This is a genomic window from Arthrobacter sp. 05T45 (assembly GCF_056395875.1).
In genome coordinates this window covers 123,846-142,803 of record NZ_JBFTKI010000008.1, presented here as the reverse complement: position 1 = coordinate 142,803, position 18,958 = coordinate 123,846, and the positions used below count along the sequence as shown (strand labels likewise).

At 68.2% G+C, this 18,958-nt stretch carries 21 protein-coding genes and 1 pseudogene; 12 read left to right on the top strand and 10 right to left on the bottom strand.

Annotated features, from left to right (window positions below; all coding sequences use genetic code 11):
* Nucleotides 1–61: 61 nt before the first annotated feature.
* Nucleotides 62–1,147, bottom strand: coding sequence for an ATP-dependent DNA ligase (locus AC1DGD_RS10925; protein ID WP_476856787.1), 1,086 nt, complete (start codon nucleotides 1,145–1,147; stop codon nucleotides 62–64).
* 118 nt (nucleotides 1,148–1,265) lie between these two features.
* On the opposite strand from AC1DGD_RS10925, the pseudogene AC1DGD_RS10920 reads away from it, so the two are divergent.
* The 3 genes and pseudogenes from AC1DGD_RS10920 to AC1DGD_RS10910 form a co-directional block, all read left to right on the top strand.
* Nucleotides 1,266–1,412 (top strand): annotated as a pseudogene (locus tag AC1DGD_RS10920) (LLM class F420-dependent oxidoreductase); the annotation flags it as partial.
* A gap of 71 nt (nucleotides 1,413–1,483) precedes the next feature.
* A complete protein-coding gene (locus tag AC1DGD_RS10915; RefSeq protein WP_476856786.1) occupies nucleotides 1,484–3,217 on the top strand; it encodes an alpha-amylase family protein in 1,734 nt (577 codons plus the stop codon).
* Nucleotides 3,218–3,369: 152 nt separating this feature from the next.
* Nucleotides 3,370–3,606, top strand: a complete 237-nt coding sequence (locus tag AC1DGD_RS10910) for a hypothetical protein (RefSeq protein ID WP_018775353.1) — start codon at nucleotides 3,370–3,372, stop codon at nucleotides 3,604–3,606.
* Nucleotides 3,607–3,610: 4 nt separating this feature from the next.
* Here the strand turns inward: AC1DGD_RS10910 and AC1DGD_RS10905 are convergent, their stop codons facing one another.
* The 3 genes from AC1DGD_RS10905 to AC1DGD_RS10895 all read right to left on the bottom strand — a co-directional run bounded on the left by AC1DGD_RS10905 (nucleotide 3,611) and on the right by AC1DGD_RS10895 (nucleotide 5,368).
* Nucleotides 3,611–3,937, bottom strand: coding sequence for a MoaD/ThiS family protein (locus AC1DGD_RS10905; protein WP_476850672.1), 327 nt, complete (start codon nucleotides 3,935–3,937; stop codon nucleotides 3,611–3,613).
* A 15-nt stretch (nucleotides 3,938–3,952) separates the two neighbouring features.
* Nucleotides 3,953–5,077, bottom strand: a complete 1,125-nt coding sequence (locus tag AC1DGD_RS10900) for a WD40/YVTN/BNR-like repeat-containing protein (protein ID WP_476856785.1) — start codon at nucleotides 5,075–5,077, stop codon at nucleotides 3,953–3,955.
* 78 nt (nucleotides 5,078–5,155) lie between these two features.
* A complete protein-coding gene (locus tag AC1DGD_RS10895) occupies nucleotides 5,156–5,368 on the bottom strand; it encodes a hypothetical protein (RefSeq protein WP_028277621.1) in 213 nt (70 codons plus the stop codon).
* Between the two features lie 151 nt (nucleotides 5,369–5,519).
* Here AC1DGD_RS10895 and AC1DGD_RS10890 point away from each other — a divergent pair, with 151 nt between their 5' ends.
* From AC1DGD_RS10890 to AC1DGD_RS10875, 4 genes are all read left to right on the top strand, one after another.
* A complete protein-coding gene (locus AC1DGD_RS10890) occupies nucleotides 5,520–6,017 on the top strand; it encodes a universal stress protein (protein ID WP_476850674.1) in 498 nt (165 codons plus the stop codon).
* Between the two features lie 214 nt (nucleotides 6,018–6,231).
* Nucleotides 6,232–6,591 (top strand): metal-sensitive transcriptional regulator, encoded by a 360-nt coding sequence (locus AC1DGD_RS10885; protein ID WP_230012592.1) that lies wholly within the window; start codon nucleotides 6,232–6,234, stop codon nucleotides 6,589–6,591.
* A gap of 67 nt (nucleotides 6,592–6,658) precedes the next feature.
* Nucleotides 6,659–6,889, top strand: a complete 231-nt coding sequence (locus AC1DGD_RS10880; RefSeq protein ID WP_028277624.1) for a heavy-metal-associated domain-containing protein — start codon at nucleotides 6,659–6,661, stop codon at nucleotides 6,887–6,889.
* Nucleotides 6,890–6,976: 87 nt separating this feature from the next.
* Complete coding sequence (locus AC1DGD_RS10875) at nucleotides 6,977–9,277, top strand: heavy metal translocating P-type ATPase (protein WP_476856796.1); 2,301 nt, start codon at nucleotides 6,977–6,979, stop codon at nucleotides 9,275–9,277.
* A 26-nt stretch (nucleotides 9,278–9,303) separates the two neighbouring features.
* On the opposite strand, the gene AC1DGD_RS10870 is transcribed toward AC1DGD_RS10875, so the two are convergent.
* Both AC1DGD_RS10870 and AC1DGD_RS10865 read right to left on the bottom strand, forming a co-directional pair.
* Entirely contained in the window at nucleotides 9,304–9,576 is a 273-nt protein-coding gene (locus AC1DGD_RS10870) for a DUF2277 domain-containing protein (RefSeq protein WP_476856784.1), read from the bottom strand.
* Between the two features lie 118 nt (nucleotides 9,577–9,694).
* The gene (locus AC1DGD_RS10865; protein WP_230007191.1) at nucleotides 9,695–10,648 is read right to left on the bottom strand and encodes an EamA family transporter; all 954 of its coding nucleotides are present in this window, start codon (nucleotides 10,646–10,648) and stop codon (nucleotides 9,695–9,697) included.
* Nucleotides 10,649–10,888: 240 nt separating this feature from the next.
* Here AC1DGD_RS10865 and AC1DGD_RS10860 point away from each other — a divergent pair, with 240 nt between their 5' ends.
* Nucleotides 10,889–11,431 (top strand): CGNR zinc finger domain-containing protein, encoded by a 543-nt coding sequence (locus AC1DGD_RS10860; RefSeq protein ID WP_230007185.1) that lies wholly within the window; start codon nucleotides 10,889–10,891, stop codon nucleotides 11,429–11,431.
* A 98-nt stretch (nucleotides 11,432–11,529) separates the two neighbouring features.
* Here AC1DGD_RS10860 and AC1DGD_RS10855 read toward each other — a convergent pair whose 3' ends face one another.
* From AC1DGD_RS10855 to AC1DGD_RS10845, 3 genes are all read right to left on the bottom strand, one after another.
* A complete protein-coding gene (locus tag AC1DGD_RS10855; protein WP_079555031.1) occupies nucleotides 11,530–11,892 on the bottom strand; it encodes a hypothetical protein in 363 nt (120 codons plus the stop codon).
* Nucleotides 11,893–11,975: 83 nt separating this feature from the next.
* Entirely contained in the window at nucleotides 11,976–12,569 is a 594-nt protein-coding gene (locus AC1DGD_RS10850; protein ID WP_028277630.1) for a hypothetical protein, read from the bottom strand.
* A 59-nt stretch (nucleotides 12,570–12,628) separates the two neighbouring features.
* Complete coding sequence (locus tag AC1DGD_RS10845) at nucleotides 12,629–13,984, bottom strand: MATE family efflux transporter (protein WP_476856783.1); 1,356 nt, start codon at nucleotides 13,982–13,984, stop codon at nucleotides 12,629–12,631.
* Nucleotides 13,985–14,133: 149 nt separating this feature from the next.
* Between AC1DGD_RS10845 and AC1DGD_RS10840 the strand changes: the two genes are divergently transcribed.
* Together AC1DGD_RS10840 and AC1DGD_RS10835 are read left to right on the top strand one after the other, a co-directional pair.
* The gene (locus AC1DGD_RS10840) at nucleotides 14,134–14,568 is read left to right on the top strand and encodes a DoxX family protein (RefSeq protein ID WP_028277632.1); all 435 of its coding nucleotides are present in this window, start codon (nucleotides 14,134–14,136) and stop codon (nucleotides 14,566–14,568) included.
* A 166-nt stretch (nucleotides 14,569–14,734) separates the two neighbouring features.
* Nucleotides 14,735–15,709 (top strand): acyl-CoA thioesterase, encoded by a 975-nt coding sequence (locus AC1DGD_RS10835; protein ID WP_230007189.1) that lies wholly within the window; start codon nucleotides 14,735–14,737, stop codon nucleotides 15,707–15,709.
* 10 nt (nucleotides 15,710–15,719) lie between these two features.
* On the opposite strand, the gene dnaB is transcribed toward AC1DGD_RS10835, so the two are convergent.
* Nucleotides 15,720–17,105, bottom strand: coding sequence for a replicative DNA helicase (gene dnaB / locus AC1DGD_RS10830; protein ID WP_018775337.1), 1,386 nt, complete (start codon nucleotides 17,103–17,105; stop codon nucleotides 15,720–15,722).
* Between the two features lie 829 nt (nucleotides 17,106–17,934).
* Between dnaB and AC1DGD_RS10825 the strand changes: the two genes are divergently transcribed.
* Both AC1DGD_RS10825 and AC1DGD_RS10820 read left to right on the top strand, forming a co-directional pair.
* Nucleotides 17,935–18,381: a hypothetical protein gene (locus AC1DGD_RS10825; protein ID WP_476856782.1), complete on the top strand. Its 447-nt coding sequence runs from the start codon at nucleotides 17,935–17,937 to the stop codon at nucleotides 18,379–18,381.
* A 3-nt stretch (nucleotides 18,382–18,384) separates the two neighbouring features.
* Nucleotides 18,385–18,957: a hypothetical protein gene (locus AC1DGD_RS10820; protein WP_476856781.1), complete on the top strand. Its 573-nt coding sequence runs from the start codon at nucleotides 18,385–18,387 to the stop codon at nucleotides 18,955–18,957.
* Nucleotide 18,958: the final 1 nt, after the last annotated feature.

Sequence of the window (18,958 nt, the reverse complement as noted above, 5' to 3'; positions counted from 1 at the left end):
CCGTCCCGTTGGGGGCGGGCCGCCGTCGTTGATGCGTTGAGAGGGTTGGCGGGCTAACCGGTTAGCGGGCGGCGCCCAGTACCGCGGCGAGATCGAACTTCACCGGTTCCTCCAGCTGGTCATAGGTGCAGGAGCGCGGATCACGGTCCGGACGCCAGCGCAGGAACTGGGCTGTGTGCCGGAACCGTTCGCCCTCCATATGGTCATACTTCACTTCCACCACGCGCTCGGGCCGCAGCGGGGTGAAGGACAGGTCTTTGCCGCCGCTCCACCGGCTTCCCTCGGCCTTCCGCGGAGTGCGCGCCCCCTCCTCCTGCCGGGCCCAGGCCCAGGGGTGGTCGTCAAAACCGGTGACCAGCTCCTGCAGCTCGGCAAACAGCTCCGCGCGCCGGGCCATCGGGAAAGCTCCCACCACGCCGACGTTCGCCAGCACCCCGGCGTCGTCGTAGAGCCCCAGGAGCAGCGAGCCGATCCGGTCCGGACCGGAGGTGTGCACGCGGTATCCGGCGAGCACGCAGTCCGCCGTCCGTTCGTGCTTGACCTTGACCATCGCGCGCTTGTCCGGCTGGTAGCTGCCCTCCAGCGTCTTGGCCACAATCCCGTCCAGTCCGGCGCCCTCGAACTGCCGGAACCAGCGCTGCGCCGTGTCCCGGTCGGAGGTCGCGGCTGTGAGGTGGACCGGCGCCGCGCTGGCTGCCAGTGCGCGCTCCAGCTGCCGGCGGCGCTCGGAGAAGGGTTTGCCCGTGAGATCCTCGTCGCCGAGGGCCAGCAGGTCGAACGCCACGAAGCGCGCAGGGGTCTTTTCCGCGAGCAGCTTCACCCGGCTGGCGGCCGGATGGATGCGCTGCTGGAGCGCGTCGAAGTCCAGCCGGTCACCGGAGGCCGCCACCATGATGATCTCGCCGTCCACCACGCAGCGTTCCGGCAGCTCCGACTTCAGCGCCTCGACAAGCTCGGGGAAATAGCGCGTCATCGGCTTGCCGTTCCGGCTGCCGATCTCCACCTCGTCGCCGTCACGGAAGATGATGGAGCGGAACCCGTCCCATTTCGGCTCAAAGAGCCAGCCCGTTCCGGCGTCCGGCGACGGCAGGGCCGGCAGTGCTTTGGCCAGCATGGGCGCAATGGGAGGCATCAACGGCAGGTGCATAGCGCCCATTCTTGCGCCGCGGACCCGGGACCGCCAGCCCCACGCTGTGGGTCCTCGCGAGGGGCTCCACAACTCGGGGCTCCTCGACACGGCCCGGCCCCGGCGGTAAACATGGGTGATGGCTACCATCGGGTTCCACGCCTCGCATGAGCAGATCAGCCCCCGGCGCCTCCTGCAGGACGTTCAACTGGCCGGGCAGGCAGGCTTCGATGCCGCCATGTGCTCGGACCATATTGAGCCGTCGTCCGCCCGGCAGGGCCACTCCTTCGCCGAACACGTCCTCCCCCAGCTCCGCCCGGCGGCGGGACAGGCTCCGGCCGGAACGGACGGTGCGCTGTGAGAATCGCCGAGACCTCGGACCTCTGGTGGAAGAACGCGGTGATTTACTGCCTGGATCCGGAGACGTTCTTCGACGGCGACGGCGACGGCACCGGAGATTTCGGCGGACTGATCCAACGGGTGGACTATCTTGCCGCGCTCGGCATCACGTGCATCTGGCTCATGCCCTTCTACCCTTCCCCGGACCGCGACGACGGCTACGACGTCACCGACATGTACGGCGTGGATCCCCGGCTCGGAAGCCTGGGGGACCTGGTGGAATTCATCCGCACCGCCAACGACCGCGGCATCCGGGTGATCGCGGACTTTGTCATCAACCACACCTCCGACCGGCACCCGTGGTTCGTCCAGGCGCGCAAGTCCGTGGACAACCCCTACCGCGACTACTACGTCTGGCGGAAGGACACGCCGCCGGACACCTCGGACCAGGTGGTGTTTCCCGGCGAGGAAACGTCCATCTGGACCCAGGACAAGGCCACCGGTGAGTGGTATCTGCACATGTTCGCCAAACACCAGCCGGACCTGAACGTGATGAATGCCAAGGTGCGGGACGAGATTGCGAAGTCAATGGGATTCTGGCTGCAGCTGGGCCTGGACGGCTTCCGGCTGGACGCGGTGCCCTTCTTCCTGGAGCTGGTCGGCGAGCCCAAGGATGAAGCCGCGAAAATCGACCCGCACCAGTACCTGAGCGCCCTGCGCAGCTTCCTCAACCGCCGCCATGGCAGCGCGGTGCTGCTGGGCGAGGTCAACCTTCCATACAAAGAGCAGCTGAAGTACTTCGGCGGCCCTGCCGGCAACGAGCTGAACATGCAGTTTGATTTCCTCTCCATGCAGAACATGTACCTGTCACTGGCCCGGCAGGACGCCCGGCCGCTGGCCCGGACGCTCGGCAGCCGTCCGAAGGTCAATCCCGACAACCAATGGGCCATGTTCGTCCGGAACCACGATGAACTCACCCTGGACAAGCTCAGCGATGCCGAACGCGAGGAGGTCTTCGCGGCCTTCGGTCCGGATCCCGACATGCAGATGTACGGCCGCGGACTGCGGCGGCGGCTGCCCACCATGCTCGGCGGCGACCCGGCCAGGATCCGCATGGTGTACTCCCTGATGTTCTCGCTGCCGGGCACCCCGGTGCTCTTCTACGGCGAAGAGATCGGGATGGGCGAAGATCTGCGCGCGAAGGGCCGCTCGGCCGTCCGCTCCCCCATGCAGTGGGACCACACCGAAAATGGCGGCTTCTCGACCGCCCCGCCGGGGGACCTCGTCGCCCAGCCCGTGGACGGACCGTACGGGCCCGCGCGCATCAACGCCGCGGCCGCGAAACGGGATCCCGATTCGCTGTGGAACTTCATCGCGACACTGATCCAGCGGTACCGGGAATGTCCCGAGCTCGGCTGGGGCAGGTTTGCCCTCATCAAGCAGGCCTCACCGGCGGTGTTGCTGCACCGTTGCACGTGGGACGGCTCTACAGTAGTGGTCGCCCACAATTTTGGCGCCGAACCGGCGTCTGTGACGGCCTCGGTGGTCCCGCCGGAGGGCGAGGAAGGCGGCCCGGCGGGTCCGGACGGGAAGGGCGCGGCGGGGCGGTCTTACGCCGGGGCCGTGCTCCGGGACCTGCTCGGCGGCGAGGACATCCCGCTCTCCGACGACGGCGCCTTCGAAGTCCCGCTGGACCGCTACGGGTACCGGTGGTTCCGGGTCGAGCGCCCGGGCGAACGCCAGCTCCCCTGAGGGCGCCCGCAGCCCTGATGGTGGCCGGTATCCGCTGCGCCCCCGAAATCTAACCGGCCCCTTACCGTGCCGAAACGCGGACGCAACATTGGCGCAGGAGACTGGAAGTGCCGGCAAGAGCAGGCACCGACTCCAGTCCAGGAGGCCCCGCCATGTTGAAGGAAGCGAAAGCCCATGTAACCCGCGTCCGCGCGCTCGACCAGCTGCACCGCGGCGACGAGATCGAGGCCCGCCTGCGGGTGGGCCCGAACTACGATGACGTCGTGATCCGCCGCGGCAGCGTTCAGGAAACGGCCCCCGGAATCGGCGTCGTCTGGATCATGGACCGCCACACCGGCATGCGCAAGGCCATCAATGCCGACGAATGCAGCGTCTGGCGGGTCGCCTGAGGCGTCAGCCTCCGGCCACCGACTGGATGATGAGGACTTCCTGGCCCGGCGCCACCGCAGTCACCAGACCCTGCAGCCGCCGGATTTCATTCCCGTTGACGTATATATTCACGTAACGGCGAACACTTCCGGTCTCGTCCCGCAACCGCCGCGACAGCGCCGGATAGCCCCCGGTCACCGTATCCAGCACCCACTCCACCGTCACCGCTGCCTCGGCGGGCGCAGTCAGGATGGACTGCCCGCCGGCGAGCGGTTGGAGGACGCTGGGCAGGACCACGCTGATCGCCGAGTCTGCCGGCATGGCGTCGCCGCTGATCTCGCCGCTGTTCATGCGCTTTTTACCCCTTCACGCCTGCGCCGGGAGCAGGGCAGTGGAGACCACGGCTGCCCGCACGCACAGCACATCCGGCAGGTGCGAGGCGACCTCGGTAAAGTGTTCTCCCTCGTCAGCGCTGGCGTAGACACTGCCGCCGCGCGTCCCGAAGTAGACGCCCGCAGGCTCCGCGCTGTCGACGCTGGCAGCATCACGGAGCACGGCGTTGTACTCGGCTTCCGGCAGCCCGGCATCGAGCCGTTTCCAGTTGGCGCCGGCGTCATCGGTCCGGTGCACGGCCAGCTTCCCGTCCGGCGGGATACGTTCGCCGTCAGCCTTCAGCGGGACCACCCAGGCGGTACCGGCCCGGCGCGGATGCGTCAGCATCACAAAACCGAAGTCCGCCGGCAGCCCTTCGGCGATCGACTCCCACGATTCGGCGCCGTCGTCGCTGCGGTACACGCCGTGATGGTTTTGCGCGTACAGGCGGCCGTCGACGGCGGCGTCGGCCGCGATCTTGTGGACGCACTGGCCGAATTCCGGGTTGGGATCCGGCATGAAGTACGCGGAAATTCCCTTGTTGCGCGGCTCCCAGGAGGCGCCGCCGTCGAGCGAGCGGTAGACCCCTCCGGTGCTCATGGCGACGTGGACTTTCTCGCCCGTGGGGTCGACGACGATCGAGTGCGCCGCAGCGCCGCCATAGCCTGCGCCCCATTCGCTGCGGTGCGGATGGTCCCAGAGGCCGCGGTTGAGCTCGAAGTGCTCGCCGCCGTCGGTGGATTTCCAGACCGAGATCGGTTCGCAGCCCGCCCACACGACGCCCGGGCGGGAGTCGGCGTCGGGATAGATCTGCCAGATCCGTTCCAGGGCGGCGTCGGTGCCGTCGGGGAACGTGATGGCGCCGTTTTCGGGTTCGGTCCAGGATCCGCCGAGATCATCTGAGTGGAAAACCGTGGGGCCCCAGTGCTCGGAGCGGACCCCCACCAGGATCCGGGTCCTGTCATCGCGGGTATCGATGGCGATGCTGGGCACCTCACTCATCAGAAAATGCGGGCCGGACAGCGACCAGTCCTTCCGGTCCCGGCTGGTCGCCAGCCAAAGGCCTTTCTTGGTCCCGATCGCCAGGACGTAACTCTCTGCAGTAGCCATGGGGTCCATGCAACCATCCCCGCCCGAAGGCCGCAACGGTTTTCTCCCGGCGCCCGCCGGCATGCGCTGCCGCGCCGGTGGCATCTTTCAGTCGACGAACTCCGACTGCGTCTCGATGAAGTCCCAGTCCGCGGCCGTCAATACGGCCGCGCCGGCGGCGGACGGCTCAGCCGGACCGGGCCCGCCGGCATCCGCGATTCCCCGCTGCACGGCCTCGGGCAGTTCAATGGTCCGCAGGTTTTCCCGAAGCCATTCCTTGCTCGCCAAATCCAGATCCAACCACCACATGTAGATCTCCACGGCGGCCACCTCCTCCTGTGTTCTTCAACCGTAGGCCCCACCCCCCGGGCTGTTCAAGGGAGGCCGCGGCAAACGGCGCCCGCACCGTCCCGGGCCGGCAGACGGGAAGTAAGCCCCTGTTCAGGGCCGCACCCCGGCGCCAGAATGAAGTATGCCTGACGACTCCGCCCACGGCCCGGCGCCCCTCGTGGTGGGTGTGGTTCCGGGACAGCATCCGGAAGTGCTGCAGACGGCGGCATCCCTCGCGAAGTCCCTCGCCGCGCCCTTGATCTGCGCCTACGTGGACGAGGCCAGCTACCTCGTGGAGTGGGACCCGGCGCGGTCCGCGCACCGCCTGTCCCTGCACCCGGACGCGGACGACGCCCGGATCCGGGCCACCGCCCAGGAGCTGCGTTCCGCTGTTGAGGCACTCTGCGTTCCCCTGGGAATCGACTGGACGCTGCGCACCCTGGCCGGGGATCCCGCCCGGGCGATCGGCAGGCTGGCCGCGGACACCAACGCATCCATGATCGTGGTGGGGACCCCCGAACGCGGCATCGGCCACCGCATCTCCGCCGCGCTGAACGGCTCCGTGGCGGCATGGCTCAGCCACCATCAGGAACGTCCGATCCTGATCGTTCCGGGCGTCGCTCCGGCAGGAAGAAAATAAAGCGAAAGTACTTATTCAGAGCGCTGGTGTTACCCCACTACCGGCGAGTAAGCTCGATCTGCAGGCCGGAGGAACGGCCTACCCCAAAGCTGCTCCGGAGTGCGTATCCCCCAATAACGCACTCCGGAGCTCTTTGTTTTACCCAACATTCCACATGCTGCGCCGGCCGGGCCGCGGGCTTGAAACATACCCCTAGGGGGTATATGTTGAGGGCATGAGCGAGTCAGAAGTCCCCGGCACGGCACGTCTGGACACTGTTCCCCTTGACGCCCCGCCCCATGAACACGGCTACACGTCCAACAAGGACGCCTACCTTCGCCGTCTCAAGCGGATCGAAGGGCAGGTCCGCGGCATCGCCCGGATGGTTGACGAGGACAAATACTGCATCGACATCCTCACCCAGGTCGCCGCCGTCACCAAGGCCCTGCATGCCGTGAGCCTCGGGCTCGTCGAAGAGCACATCGGCCACTGCGTTGTCGGCGCCGCCGCCGAGCCAGACCCGGAGCTTCGGGCGGAGGCCATCGATGTCAAAGTCAAGGAGGCCACCGATGCCATCGGACGCCTGCTCCGCTAGTACCCGTACCACCCACCACACCACCGGGCCGGGGAACCACACCCGGCCCAGCGACAAGGAGCACCCCATGGCCCCCGTTTCCACCACCGTCAACGTTTCCGGCATGACCTGCGGCCACTGCGTGTCCTCTGTCAGCGAAGAACTTGAGGCGCTCTCCGGCGTCGAAAAGATCGACGTCGACCTCAACGCCGGCGGCATCTCCACCGTCACGATCACCTCCAACGAAGCACTGTCCTCCTCCGAAATCGGCGAGGCAATCGCCGAAGCCGGCTACCTCGTGGTCGCCAGCGAAGCCTGAGTGACAACAGCCCCGGGCGGGCGCAGACACCGGAACGGCAGAAAACCAATCGAGCGGGAAAAGAAGGGCGCCGTGAGCAGCGAGCAGTTGTTGGACCAGCAGTTGTTGGACCGGGCCGGGAGCCGTGTCATTGACCTCGATATCGAGGGCATGACGTGCGCGTCCTGCGTCAACCGGGTCGAGCGCAGGCTCGGAAAGCTCGACGGAGTCGAGGCCAGCGTCAACCTGCCCCTCGAATCCGCCCGGGTCAGCGTCCCGGCGGACATCACCGATGACCAGATCACCGCCACGGTCGCGGCCGCGGGCTACAAGGCCACGGTCCGGTCCGGCAGGTATCCGGGCACGCCGGTGGAGGACGCAGGGCTCCCGGCCGGCACCGGATTTCCGGCCGCCACAGCCGCACCCTCGCTTCGCCCGCGGCTGGTTGTGGCGGCCGTACTCACCGTCCCGGTCTTCGCGATCTCGATGATCCCGGCACTCCAGTTCCCGAACTGGGGCTGGGTGGCCGCGATCCTGGCCCTGCCGGTAGTTGCCTGGGCGGCGTGGCCGTTCCACCGCGCCGCGGCCATCAACGCGCGGCATCTGGCCTCGACCATGGACACCCTGGTGTCCATCGGCGTGATTGCCGCCTACTCGTTCTCGGTCGGGCAACTCCTTGCCGACCCGGGCATGACCGAACATCCCGCAGCGGAGGGCATGGGCTCCGGCGGCCTGTATTTCGAGGTCGCATCCGTGGTCACCACGTTCCTGCTGCTCGGCCGCTACCTCGAGGCCAACGCCAAACGGAAGGCGGGCGACGCCCTCAAGGCCCTCCTGGACCTGGGGGCCAAGGACGCTACGGTGCTGCGCGGCGGCACCGAGCACAAGATCCCGGCCGACCAGCTGGCCCTCGGAGACGTGATCGTGGTCCGCCCCGGCGAGAAGATCGCCGCCGATGGCGTCGTCATCGACGGCGCCTCTGCGGTGGACGCCTCCCTCGTGACCGGCGAATCCGTGCCCGTGGAAGTCGGCCCGGACAGCCAGGTCACCGGGGCCACCATCAATACCTCAGGCCGGCTCCTGGTCCGTTCCACCCGCGTCGGGTCCGAGACCACCCTGGCCCAGATGGGCAGGCTCGTCTCCGCGGCGCAGACCGGAAAAGCACCCATCGCCCGGCTCGCCGACCGCATCAGCGCCGTCTTCGTACCGGTCGTCCTGGTCATCGCCGCCCTCACCTTCGGGGCCTGGCTGATTGCGGCCGCACCGGCCGTCAGCGCCGGCGAGGTCCGGGCCGCCTTCACCGCCGCCGTCGCCGTGCTGGTCATTGCCTGCCCCTGCGCCCTCGGGCTGGCCACGCCCGTCGGACTGCTGACCGGGACCGGGCGGGGCGCCCAGCTGGGGATCCTGATCAAGGGTCCGCAAGTCCTCGAGGACACCCGGACGGTGGACACGATCCTGCTGGACAAGACCGGGACCGTCACCACCGGCCGCCTTGCCGTGGACGGCGTCCAAAGTTTCGGGCCGCACAGCGAAGCCGAGGTCCTGCGCCTGGCGGGGGCTGTGGAAAACGCCTCCGAGCACCCGATCGCCCGGGCCATCGCCGCTGCGGCGTTGGGCGCGGCGGCGCGCGTGAACAACGACGGCGCGGGCCTCCCCGCCGTCGCCGGCTTCCGGTCCGCACCCGGCGGCGGAGTCGATGGCACGGTCGAAGGACGGCGCGTGGTCGCGGGGCGCACCGGCTGGCTGTTGGAGTCCGGCGTCGCTCCGGCCCCGGCTCAGCGCGAGGCGCTTGGTGCTGCCGAAGACTCCGGCGCCACGGCCGTCTGGGTTGCCGTGGACGGCGAAATCGCCGGAATCATCAGCCTGCGGGACACCGTTAAGCCCGGTTCCGCGGCCGCAGTTACCCGGCTCCGGGAGCTCGGGCTCCGGCCGATCCTGCTGACCGGCGACAACGCCACTGTGGCTGCCCAGGTGGCGGCCGCCGTCGGGATCAGCCCGCGCGACGTCTTTGCCGGTGTGCTCCCGGCGGGCAAGGTTGAGGCCGTGCGGACGCTGCAAGCGGCCGGCGCCACTGTGGCCATGGCCGGGGACGGCGTTAACGACGCCGCGGCGCTGGCGCAGGCGGACCTGGGCATCGCCATGGGTTCCGGCACCGACGTCGCCATCGAGGCAGCCGATCTGACGGTGATGGGCAACGACCTCGGACAGGTGGCACAGGCGATCGAGCTTTCCCGCCGAACGCTCGGCACCATCAAGACGAACCTCTTCTGGGCCTTCTTCTATAACGCCGTGGGCATCCCGGTGGCAGCCCTGGGCCTGCTCAACCCGATGATCGCCGGCGCCGCCATGGCCGCCAGCTCCGTGCTGGTGGTGGCCAACTCGCTGCGGCTGCGCAGCTTCGGAAAGTAGTCAGGCCTTGGGCCGGGCGCCCCGCCTCAGGCCGCGCCATAGCGGATGGCAGCCCTGGCTTTGGCTTTGGCCGCTTCCTCCCCGCGGTCCTTTGACGGGGCGTGGGTCACCAGGGAGTCGAGGAGGTGCTGCGTCGCATGGGCAATCTCATGCACAGCCCGGTTGAAGGCCTCCTCGTTGGCCTTGGACGGCTTGGTGCTGCCACTGATCTTGCGCACGTATTGCAACGCGGCGGCCTCCACCTCCGCGGTGGTGGCGTGGGGTTCAAAATTGTGGAGGGTCCGGATATTTCGGCACATATCTCCATGCTAAGGGCCTTGTGGTGATTGAGGCAGGGTTAGGCGCGTTGTAGGCTGTCGGCCGATTGGGATTCCTTCGGCCCGGGAAGGAGGTGCCCGGGCCCGAACGGACAACCGACTACGGCACGGGCTCGCAGTCGTTCGCGTGGTCCAGCGCTGCCGCGCCGGTGCCGGACGGGGCCCGGAGCTCGTCCAGCCGGACCAGCACCACCCCGCCGACGATCAGCAGGCCGCCCAGGAGCTGGATGGGTCCGGGCAGTTCGCCGAGGAGCAGCCACGCCCAGATGACGGCGAACAGCACCTCGGTGAGCGAGACAAAGGACGCGACTTTCGAGCCGAGTGCCCGGGCGGCGACAATTCCGGACACGTACGCCACCACCGTGGCCAGGACCACGAGGCCGCCCAGCGCCACCCACCACGGGGTGATCCAGGCCCCCAGGCGGGTGTCGGCCGTGCTGAAGGCCATCGGCAGCAGCCCGGTTGCCGCGGCGAGCCACATGACGATGGCGCCCACCATGAGCCCGCCGGAGGCCAGAAGGATGGGCGGCAGGGTGTCGTTTTCCTTGGCCGTGATGAAGAAATAGATGGCCAGGCACACCGCGGCCGCGATCCCCCACAGCACCCCGATGAGGTCGACTTTGACGGCTCCGGTGAGGTCCAGGACCAGGATCAGCCCGCCGAGGGACAGGAGGGTGCCGGCAATCGTCAGTGGCCGCGGCCGTTTCCGGCTGGCGGCCCACAGCCAGAGGACGATCAGCACCGGCGCCAGGTACTCCAGCAGCAGGGCGACGCCGACCGAGAGCCGGGATACGGCGTTGAAATAGAACAGCTGGCAGGCGGCGACGCCGATGAATCCGAACAGCAGCACGGTCAGCCAGTTGTCCCGGAGCTGGTGCCAACGCCCGCGCAAGGAGGGAATGGCGAAGACGGCCAGAATCAGGGCCGCACCGGTAAGCCGGGCCGTGACGGCCGCCCCGGGAGTCCAGCCCGTTTCCAGGAGCGCCTTGGCGAATGATCCGGAGAGCCCGAACACCGCGGACGAAAACAGGGCGACGCCCAGGCCCGATGCCATGAACCCTGATGGTGCGGCGGCCGGCGTAGTGCTCTGCCTGGCGGCCTGCTTGCCTCCCCGTTTGCCTTCGAGTTTGCTTCCCTGCGGGGTGCCGCCCGGTTCGGAGGCAGACCGCTGGGCGGCTAAGTCTCGGACCGGCGTGGCGACGGGGCGCTGGGGGGCAGACACGGGCATTCTCCTGTCAGGAGTAAAGTAGGGTTATGCTCATGACATTACGCCCCGGCAAGGTAAGGAGTCAAGATGGTTTTTGCCCCTGACACGGAAGTTGCCCTGCGTTCTGTGGTCAACCTCATCAACACCGCGGCCAACGGTGAGGAACATTTGGCCACGGTCAGGGATCTGGATGCCTTCCTGGAGGCCGAGGGCTTCACCGGTTCCCGCACCCGGGACGGGGCCGAGCTGGCCAGCGTGCGGCGGCTCCGCGGCGAGCTCGCCGAGCTCTGGCAGGCCGAGGAGTCGGCAGCCGCGGGAACCGTGAACCGGCTGCTCCGGGAGGCCCGGGCGCTGCCCCAGCTGGTCAAGCACGAACCCTGGGACTGGCACCTGCACGCCACCACCCCGGAGGCGCCGCTGGCCGACCGGATGAGTACGGAGGCGGCCATGGCGATCGTGGACGTGATCCGCAGCAAGGAAATGGACCGCCTGCTGGTGTGCGCCGCGGACGACTGCGACGCCGTCGTGCTGGACCTGAGCCGCAACCGTTCGAAGCGCTACTGCGACACGGGAAACTGCGCCAACCGCGCGCATGTGGCCGCGTACCGGGCCCGGAAAGCCGCGTCCTGACGCCGAGGGTGCCGGCGGGAGGGGCCCGCGGTGTCGGGCCCTGCTGTCAGGCCGGCCTGTCGGGCCTCACCGTGGGGCCACGCTGCCAGGCCTCGTTGCTAGGCCTGCGGGCCGCTGTCACGGGAATCGCCGGGGCCGGCCTCGGGCCGGGGCTGCGCTGACGGGCCGCCATGGCCGGAGGGCGTGCGCTTGGAACTGAGGTTGACGCCGGAGCCCTTCCCCAGGTCAGCGGGATTCTCCTTGTGACTCATGGCCAGCATGGCGGCCACCACCAGGATCACAATAAAGGCGATGCCGGCGCCGGTGAGCGCCAGATCGAACCGGGGCGAGCGGGCGCTGCCGCCCGAGGCGAAGATCAGGACGCCGAAGAAAACCACCACGGCCCAGAACGCGGAGAACATGAGCGGTCCCTTGACCGAGGTCCGCAGGCTGCGGGGCGCTCCGGGTTTCTGCTGTGCCAAGGTGTTTTCCTCCTGCAGCCCGCGCAAATAGCGTGGCTGTCTTGTTACCGCAATTGTTCTACGCCGGGTAGAACCTGTCGGTACTAGTTTACGGCCTCCGCGGAATCGCCCGGAGCATCATGGCGCAGGGTCAGTCCGGACAGCATCCACAGGACGCCGCTGATGATGGCCCCGCCGCCGGCAACCCCGAGGAGGGCGTGCGGGCCGAGGCCGATGAAGAACGGCAGCGCGATCGCAGTGCCCAGTCCGATCACGCCGGAGGCGATCCAGTCACGGGCCAGCACGGACCGGCCGCGGCCACGAATGCCCGCGAACAGCTCCGCGGCGCCGGCCACGCCCAGGCCCAGAGCCGCGATGGTTCCGAAGACGAGCGGGGCGGGGATCAGGGCCACGGCCGCGCCGGCTCCGGCCAGGGCTGCCCCGCCGGCGGAGAGGACTCTGCCAGCGCCTTCCCGCGGGGGGAATCCGGTCTTGGGCACGGTCCAGATCATCACCACACCGGTGGCCAGCAGGTAGAGGCCGCCGGCCCAGCCCATGCCCGATTCTGGCGGTGCCGCCCAGAACACGGTGACCGCGCCAAACACGAGCGCGACGGCCGCCCTGACAAGCACGGGCTTGAAGAGGTCGGCCGCGGCGCGGATGGCAGGGGTCGCGTCAGGCGCTGCGGGAAGAGTCACCCGTCCAGTTTAGTGCGAAGCCGCGGCTTCGCACGCCTGCCGGCGGCGCCAGCCCGCACTCACCGCGCGCCGAGCACCATCCACCGGTCCGTCCGGGCCCGGAGGCCCAGCGTCAGCGCCCGCGCCGCCATGTAGCCGAGCGAGAACGCGGCCCACAGCCAGAGCAATCCCGCGCCGGCACCGGCGCCGGAATACAGCACCGCCAGCAGCAGCGGCAGGTAGGCAGCGAGGTTGACGACGCCCGCGATCGCCAGGTAGCGGGCGTCGCCCGCGCCGATGAGGACGCCGTCAAGGACGAAGACGTACCCGGCCAGCGGCTGCCCGGCGGCGAGCACCCACAGGGCGAGGGTAAGTGCCGCCCGGACTTCGGCGTCGGGTGTGAAGAGGGCGCCCGCCCACGGTGCCGCGGCTGCCAGAAGGATTCCGGTCAGGACGCCGAAGCCGACCCCCCACCGGGTCATGGTGCGCGTCAGCGCTCGTGCCGCCACCGGCCGGGCCGCGCCGAGTTCCTTGCCGATCAAGGCCTGGGCCGCGATCGCGAGGGCGTCGAGGGCGAAAGCGAAGAACGTGAAGATGGTCATGGCCAGCTGATGTGCGGCGAGATTGACCGGCCCCTGGGCGGTGACCACCACCACCGTGGCGAGAATCGCGATCCGCAGGCTGAGTGTGCGCAGCATCAGCCAGGAACCCACCCCGGTCAGGGCCCGGATGCCACGCCAGTCCGGCCGCAGGGACACCCCGTGGTTGCGGGCGTTGCGCCGGACGATCAGCACATAGACGGCCGCCATGGCCCACTGCGCGATGCTCGTGCCCACGGCCGAGCCGGTCACGGACCAGCCCAACCCGTAGACGAGGACCAGGTTCAGCGCGATGTTCAGCGTGAAACCCGCGGCGGCGACGATCAGCGGGGTCCGGGTGTCCTGGAGTCCGCGCAGCACCCCGGTGCCCGCGAAGATGAGCAGCATCGCCACGAGGCCGGGCATGGACCCGCGCAGGTAGTCCACGGCAAAGGCATGCACCTCGCCGTCGGCGCCCATCAGGTCCAGGAGCGGCCCCGCGGCCAGGAACCCGGCGACCGCAAGGACGAGTCCGAGCAGCAACGCCAACCAGATGCCGTCGCGCCCGGCGGCGAGGGCTTTGGCCAGCTGGCCGTTGCCGATGGCCCGCGCCACTGCCGGGGTGGTGGAGTACGCGAGGAACACCATCAGTCCGACTGCCGTGTGCAGGACCGCCGATGCCAGCCCGACGCCGGCCAGTTCGGCCACGCCGAGATGGCCCACAATGGCCGAATCCGCGAGCAGGAACAGCGGCTCGGCGATCAGGGCGCCGAAGGCCGGCACTGCCAGGCGCAGGATTTCCCGGCGCTGCCCGGTAGTCGGCGGCGGGGCGGTGGACAGCTGCGGGGAAGGTTGCACGCGTTAACCCTAGCCGGGCCGTTGAATCGACCCAGCACGTCATTTAGTTGACATTTCAACTAAATATCCGGAAGACTGGATCTTGAACGCAACCGAAGCCGCGGCGGCTGAGAGCCGCGACGCCCCCTACTTACGAAACGGTATTTCCCATGAACCAGCCCGCCCTGACCACCTCCGCCCGAACCATCCTGCGCGTCATCGCCGGCTTCCTTTTCGCCGCCCACGGCTGGCAGAAGTTCAACGAATTCACGATCGCAGGCACCCAGGCCGCCTTCACCCAGATGGGTGTTCCGGCAGCCCAGGCGGTGGCTCCCGTCGTCGCGACCCTCGAGCTCGTCGGCGGTGTCGCGCTGATCCTGGGCGTGCTCACCCGCGTGTTTGCGGTCCTCCTCGCACTGGACATGCTCGGCGCCCTGTTCATGGTCCACGCCTCCGCCGGCGTCTTCGTCGCAACCGGCGGCTATGAACTCGTCCTGATCCTGGCGGCCGCCGCTGCAGCCGTGGCCCTCGTCGGTGCGGGCAAGTTCTCCGCCGACCGCGCCCTCTTCGGCCGCGCCGACTCGAAGCTCCGCGTCCTGGCCTAAGGCCTCCACGGCATAGCTCACGGCCTGGAGCGCGACGGCGGGCGGTCACCTTTTGGTGGCCGCCCGCCGTCGTGTGTCTCCGGGTTATGGCGTGGTTGTGGCCTGCAGGAGAGCGATTGTGTCGCCGGCCGGCCGCGCCCGCCGGGCCAATCAGTAAACTCACAATATGAGCGAGAACGCGCCCAATTCCGTGACCCTGCGCTTCCTGGCGGCCCCCACCGATGTCGGCCACAGCGGCTCGGTCGACGCCGGCACCGTGCTCGAGTGGGTGGACAAGGCGGCCTATGCCGCCGCCGTCGGCTGGGCAAAGTCCTACTGCGTGACGGCCTACGTGGGGAACATCCACTTCGCGGACCCGGTCAACAGTGGCGACATGGTGGAGGTCGAGGCCACGATCGTGTACACCGGGCGGTCCTCGATGCACATCCGGACCGTGGTGTCCTCGGGCGATCCGAAGGGCGGCCCCGCCACCATGCGGAGCCAGTGCATCGTGATCTTCGTGGCCGTGGGCGCGGACGGCAAGCCCATACCGGTGCCGCAGTTCGTCCCTGAGACGCCGGACGAAATCGAACAGCGGGACCACGCGCTGGCCCGGATCAAGGTCCGCGAGGACATCGTGGAGGCCATGAGCGGACAGGAATATACCGACGCCGGCACGGCCGAGAGCGTGGTGCTGCGGTTCATGGCCGCGCCCACGGACGTGAACTGGGGCGGCAAGGTGCACGGCGGCATCGTCATGAAGTGGATCGACGAGGCTGCCTACGTCTGCGCCTCCCGCTACTGCGGCAAGGACACCGTGGCCGTATTCTCCGGCGGCGTGCGGTTCTACCGGCCGCTGCTGATCGGCCACGTCGTAGAGGTGGAGGCCCGTCTGGTCTACACCGGCACCAAGGGCATGCACATCGCCGTCCACGTCCGCTCCGGAGACCCCAAGGGGCGCGAGCTGAACCTGACCACATACTGCCTGACGGTCATGGTCGCCCGCGACGAGACCGGCACCTCGGTCCCGATTCCGCAGTGGGTGCCGGTGTCAGCGGAGGATATCCGGCTGCACTCCCACGCCCGCGAACTGCTGGAAATCCGCGGCCGGGCCCCGGGGAACCGGCTGCCCAACCACCTGCTCGCGGCCCGCGACCACTAGCCGGGCGGGGCTAGAAGCCGCCGCCACCGCCGGCGTCGGCGGCCATGTTGGCAAACCGCGAGTAGTGGCCCTGGAAAGCCACCACAATGTCTTTTGTGGGGCCGTTACGGTGCTTGGCGATCAGGATGTCCGCCTCGCCCGCGCGCGGGGACTCCTTGTCATAGACGTCTTCGCGGTGCAGCAGGATCACCATGTCGGCATCCTGCTCGATGGAGCCGGATTCGCGCAGGTCCGAGACCATGGGGCGCTTGTCCTGGCGCTGCTCGGAGCCACGGTTCAGCTGCGACAGCGCGATCACCGGCACCTGGAGTTCCTTGGCCAGGAGCTTCAGGGCACGGGAGAACTCGGAGACTTCCTGCTGGCGGGATTCCACTTTCTTGCCCGAGCTCATGAGCTGCAGGTAGTCCAGGATCACCAGCTTGAGGTCATGCTGCTGCTTCAGGCGCCGGCACTTGGCCCGGATCTCCATCAGCGACATGTTGGGGCTGTCATCGATGAACAGCGGCGCATCGTTCATCCGGCCCATGGTGGTGGCAATCTTGGACCACTGCTCGTCCTTGATGGTGCCCTTGCGGAGGTCCTGGAGACCGATCGTGGCCTCGGCGGACAGCAGGCGCATGGCGATCTCGTTGCGGCCCATTTCGAGGGAAAACATGACGGTCGCAAGGTTGTTCTTGATGGCGGCCGAGCGGGCGAAGTCCAGCGCGAACGTGGACTTGCCGACGGCCGGGCGGGCGGCGATGACGATCATCTGGCCGGGATGCAGGCCGTGGGTGAGTTCATCGAGCTCGTAGAAGCCGGTGGGGACACCCACCATGCCCTCGCCGCGGTGGCCGGAGGCCTCGATCTCGTCCACGGTGGATTCCATGACGTCCTTGAGGACCACATAGTCCTCGGCGGTCCGGCGTTCGGCGACGGCGTAGACCTCGGCCTGGGCCTGGTTGACCAGGTCTTCGACCTCGCCGTCCTGTCCGTAGCCGAGCTGGACGATCTTGGTGCCGGCGTTGACGAGGCGGCGCAGCACCGCGCGTTCGCCCACGATTTCAGCGTAGTAACCGGCGTTGGCCGCCGTGGGGACGGTCTGGATGAGTTCGTGCAGGTAGGCGGGTCCGCCGATCCTGTTGATTTCGCCGCGCTTGGTCAGCTCGTCCGAGACGGTCACGGCGTCCGCGGGCTCGCCGCGGCCATAGAGGTCGATGATGGCCTCGTAGATGGTTTCGTGCGCCGGACGGTAGAAGTCCTGGCCACGCAGGATCTCGACGACGTCGGCGATGGCGTCCTTGGACAGCATCATGCCGCCCAGGACTGACTGCTCCGCGGGGATGTCCTGCGGAGGCTTGCGGCTGCCCTCGGCTCCCCGCGTACCCTCGACTGAGTCCAGATGCGTAACTGACAAAACTGCCGTCCTTCATTGTGTGCCGTGGCGGATGTCCGTTCGCCGCGGCGCGTAAGCACTGCGCCTTATGCCCAATGCCGTCGTACCCAGTGCCTCAAGGCCAAGCACCGTATCCCGGCGGGTCAACGCCCAGCCGCTGCGGTGCTCAACGGCCGTGATGCCGAACTGCTGTCATTGCGGAGCTGTGATGCGTACCTGCTGTGTTGCCGAACTACTGTGATTGCGAACTGCTGTGTTGCCGAACTGCTGTGATGCGGGCGGCAAAACCCGGCACATGCCGGCCGCTCTATTCTTACCAGTCAGCTCCGACAGTTCGCGCCGGAGCAGCAACCGCCGTTATCCACAGTGCTGGTGCGGCCGCAGGGCACCGGATCCCGGAGCCGGTGTCCTGGTGGGCACCATCCGGCGACCGCAGGTTTTTCCGCTTCCCACGCCCGATATCCTGCTACGTTATCCGCCGCCGGGGCAGGCACCAACCCGGCCGCTCCGCTGCCCTGTGGATAACCTGTGCACTAGTGCCTGATGCTTGTGCACAGTCTGTGGGTAGAGCTGTGGATAGAAAAAAAGTTAAGCCTGTAATCAGTGCTTGACCTGCGGAAATGTTGCATTCATCTTGTGGACACAAAACAATTTCCGCCAAGCTTCATCCACAGCCTGCACCTTGGAGCTGGGGATACGATGCGGCACAGGAGGCCACATTTGCCGCCCGATACGCACATTTTGTGACCGGATTCATTCCCGCCGAGCCGAATTGACGCCAGCAGCGGCGCACTGTACGCGAGGTGCGGAACATGCTGTGGATAACCGCAATCTGGCATAAGCTCTAATCATGGGCGATGTACTGATAGTCATGTTGCCTGCCCTCATCCTCGCGGCGGTGCTCTGGGCGGCGGTCACGGCGTTGAAGCCGCGGAACCACGGCATCTCAGAGGCCGAGCGTTACCAGCAGGAACTGGCGCTCAAGTCCCAGGCCCACTACGCGGCACAGGTCCGGGCTGCCGAGGCCTCCCGCGCCCGGATTGAAGCTACCACGCGCCCCAGCCAGAACTCCCAGCAGCAATCGCAGCAGGCCGACCACGCCCGCTCCGCCCTTTTGGGCCGGGACAGCTCCGGCCACCAGGATGCGTTGTCCGCCATTGGACACCTGAGCCCACAGCTCCTCTTGCAGCTCCAGTCGCTGGCCCACGACGGCCACAAGACGAAGGCCGTCCGGCTGCTGCGGCAATCGACGCGCTCGGACCTGAAGACCGCAAAGAATTACGTAGATCGGCTCTAGCACATGGACTCCCTGCTCATTCCCGTACTGATCCTGGTGCTCGTGGCCGCCGCCGTACTGCTGGCGATACGGGCGTGGAGCCGCCGCGGCGAACGCACCATGCCGGCACCAGCGCCGCAGCCGGACCCCAACTCCGCGGGGCTGGCCCGGACGGCGGCCGCCAGGCTCACCGAGGACCAGCACCGGCAGCTCTACGCGCTGATCGCGCAGGGGCAGGCCATGACCGCCATCAAGGTCTACCTCGAGGCCACAGGCGAGGGCCTCCGGGCGTCCCGCGACGCCGTCGCGGCGCTGGCAGCCCACCCCCAGCCCTTCCGCGCCCCTGAGCCGGCGCCGGCGGCCGTTCCGGACGACGACGACGTGCCCCAGCGGTTCTCGTACCGCTACCGCGCGATCGCCAGCAAGGGCGATGTCACCCGCGAGGTGAGCAGCAACATGCTCAATGATGAGATCTACGGGAGGATCCGCACCCTGGCCAAGAGCGGCGACACCGAGGCCGCAGCGACCGCCCTGACCCGCCACTCGGATATTTCCATGAAACAGGCCCGGGAATTCATCGCACTGCTCGGCGACTGAG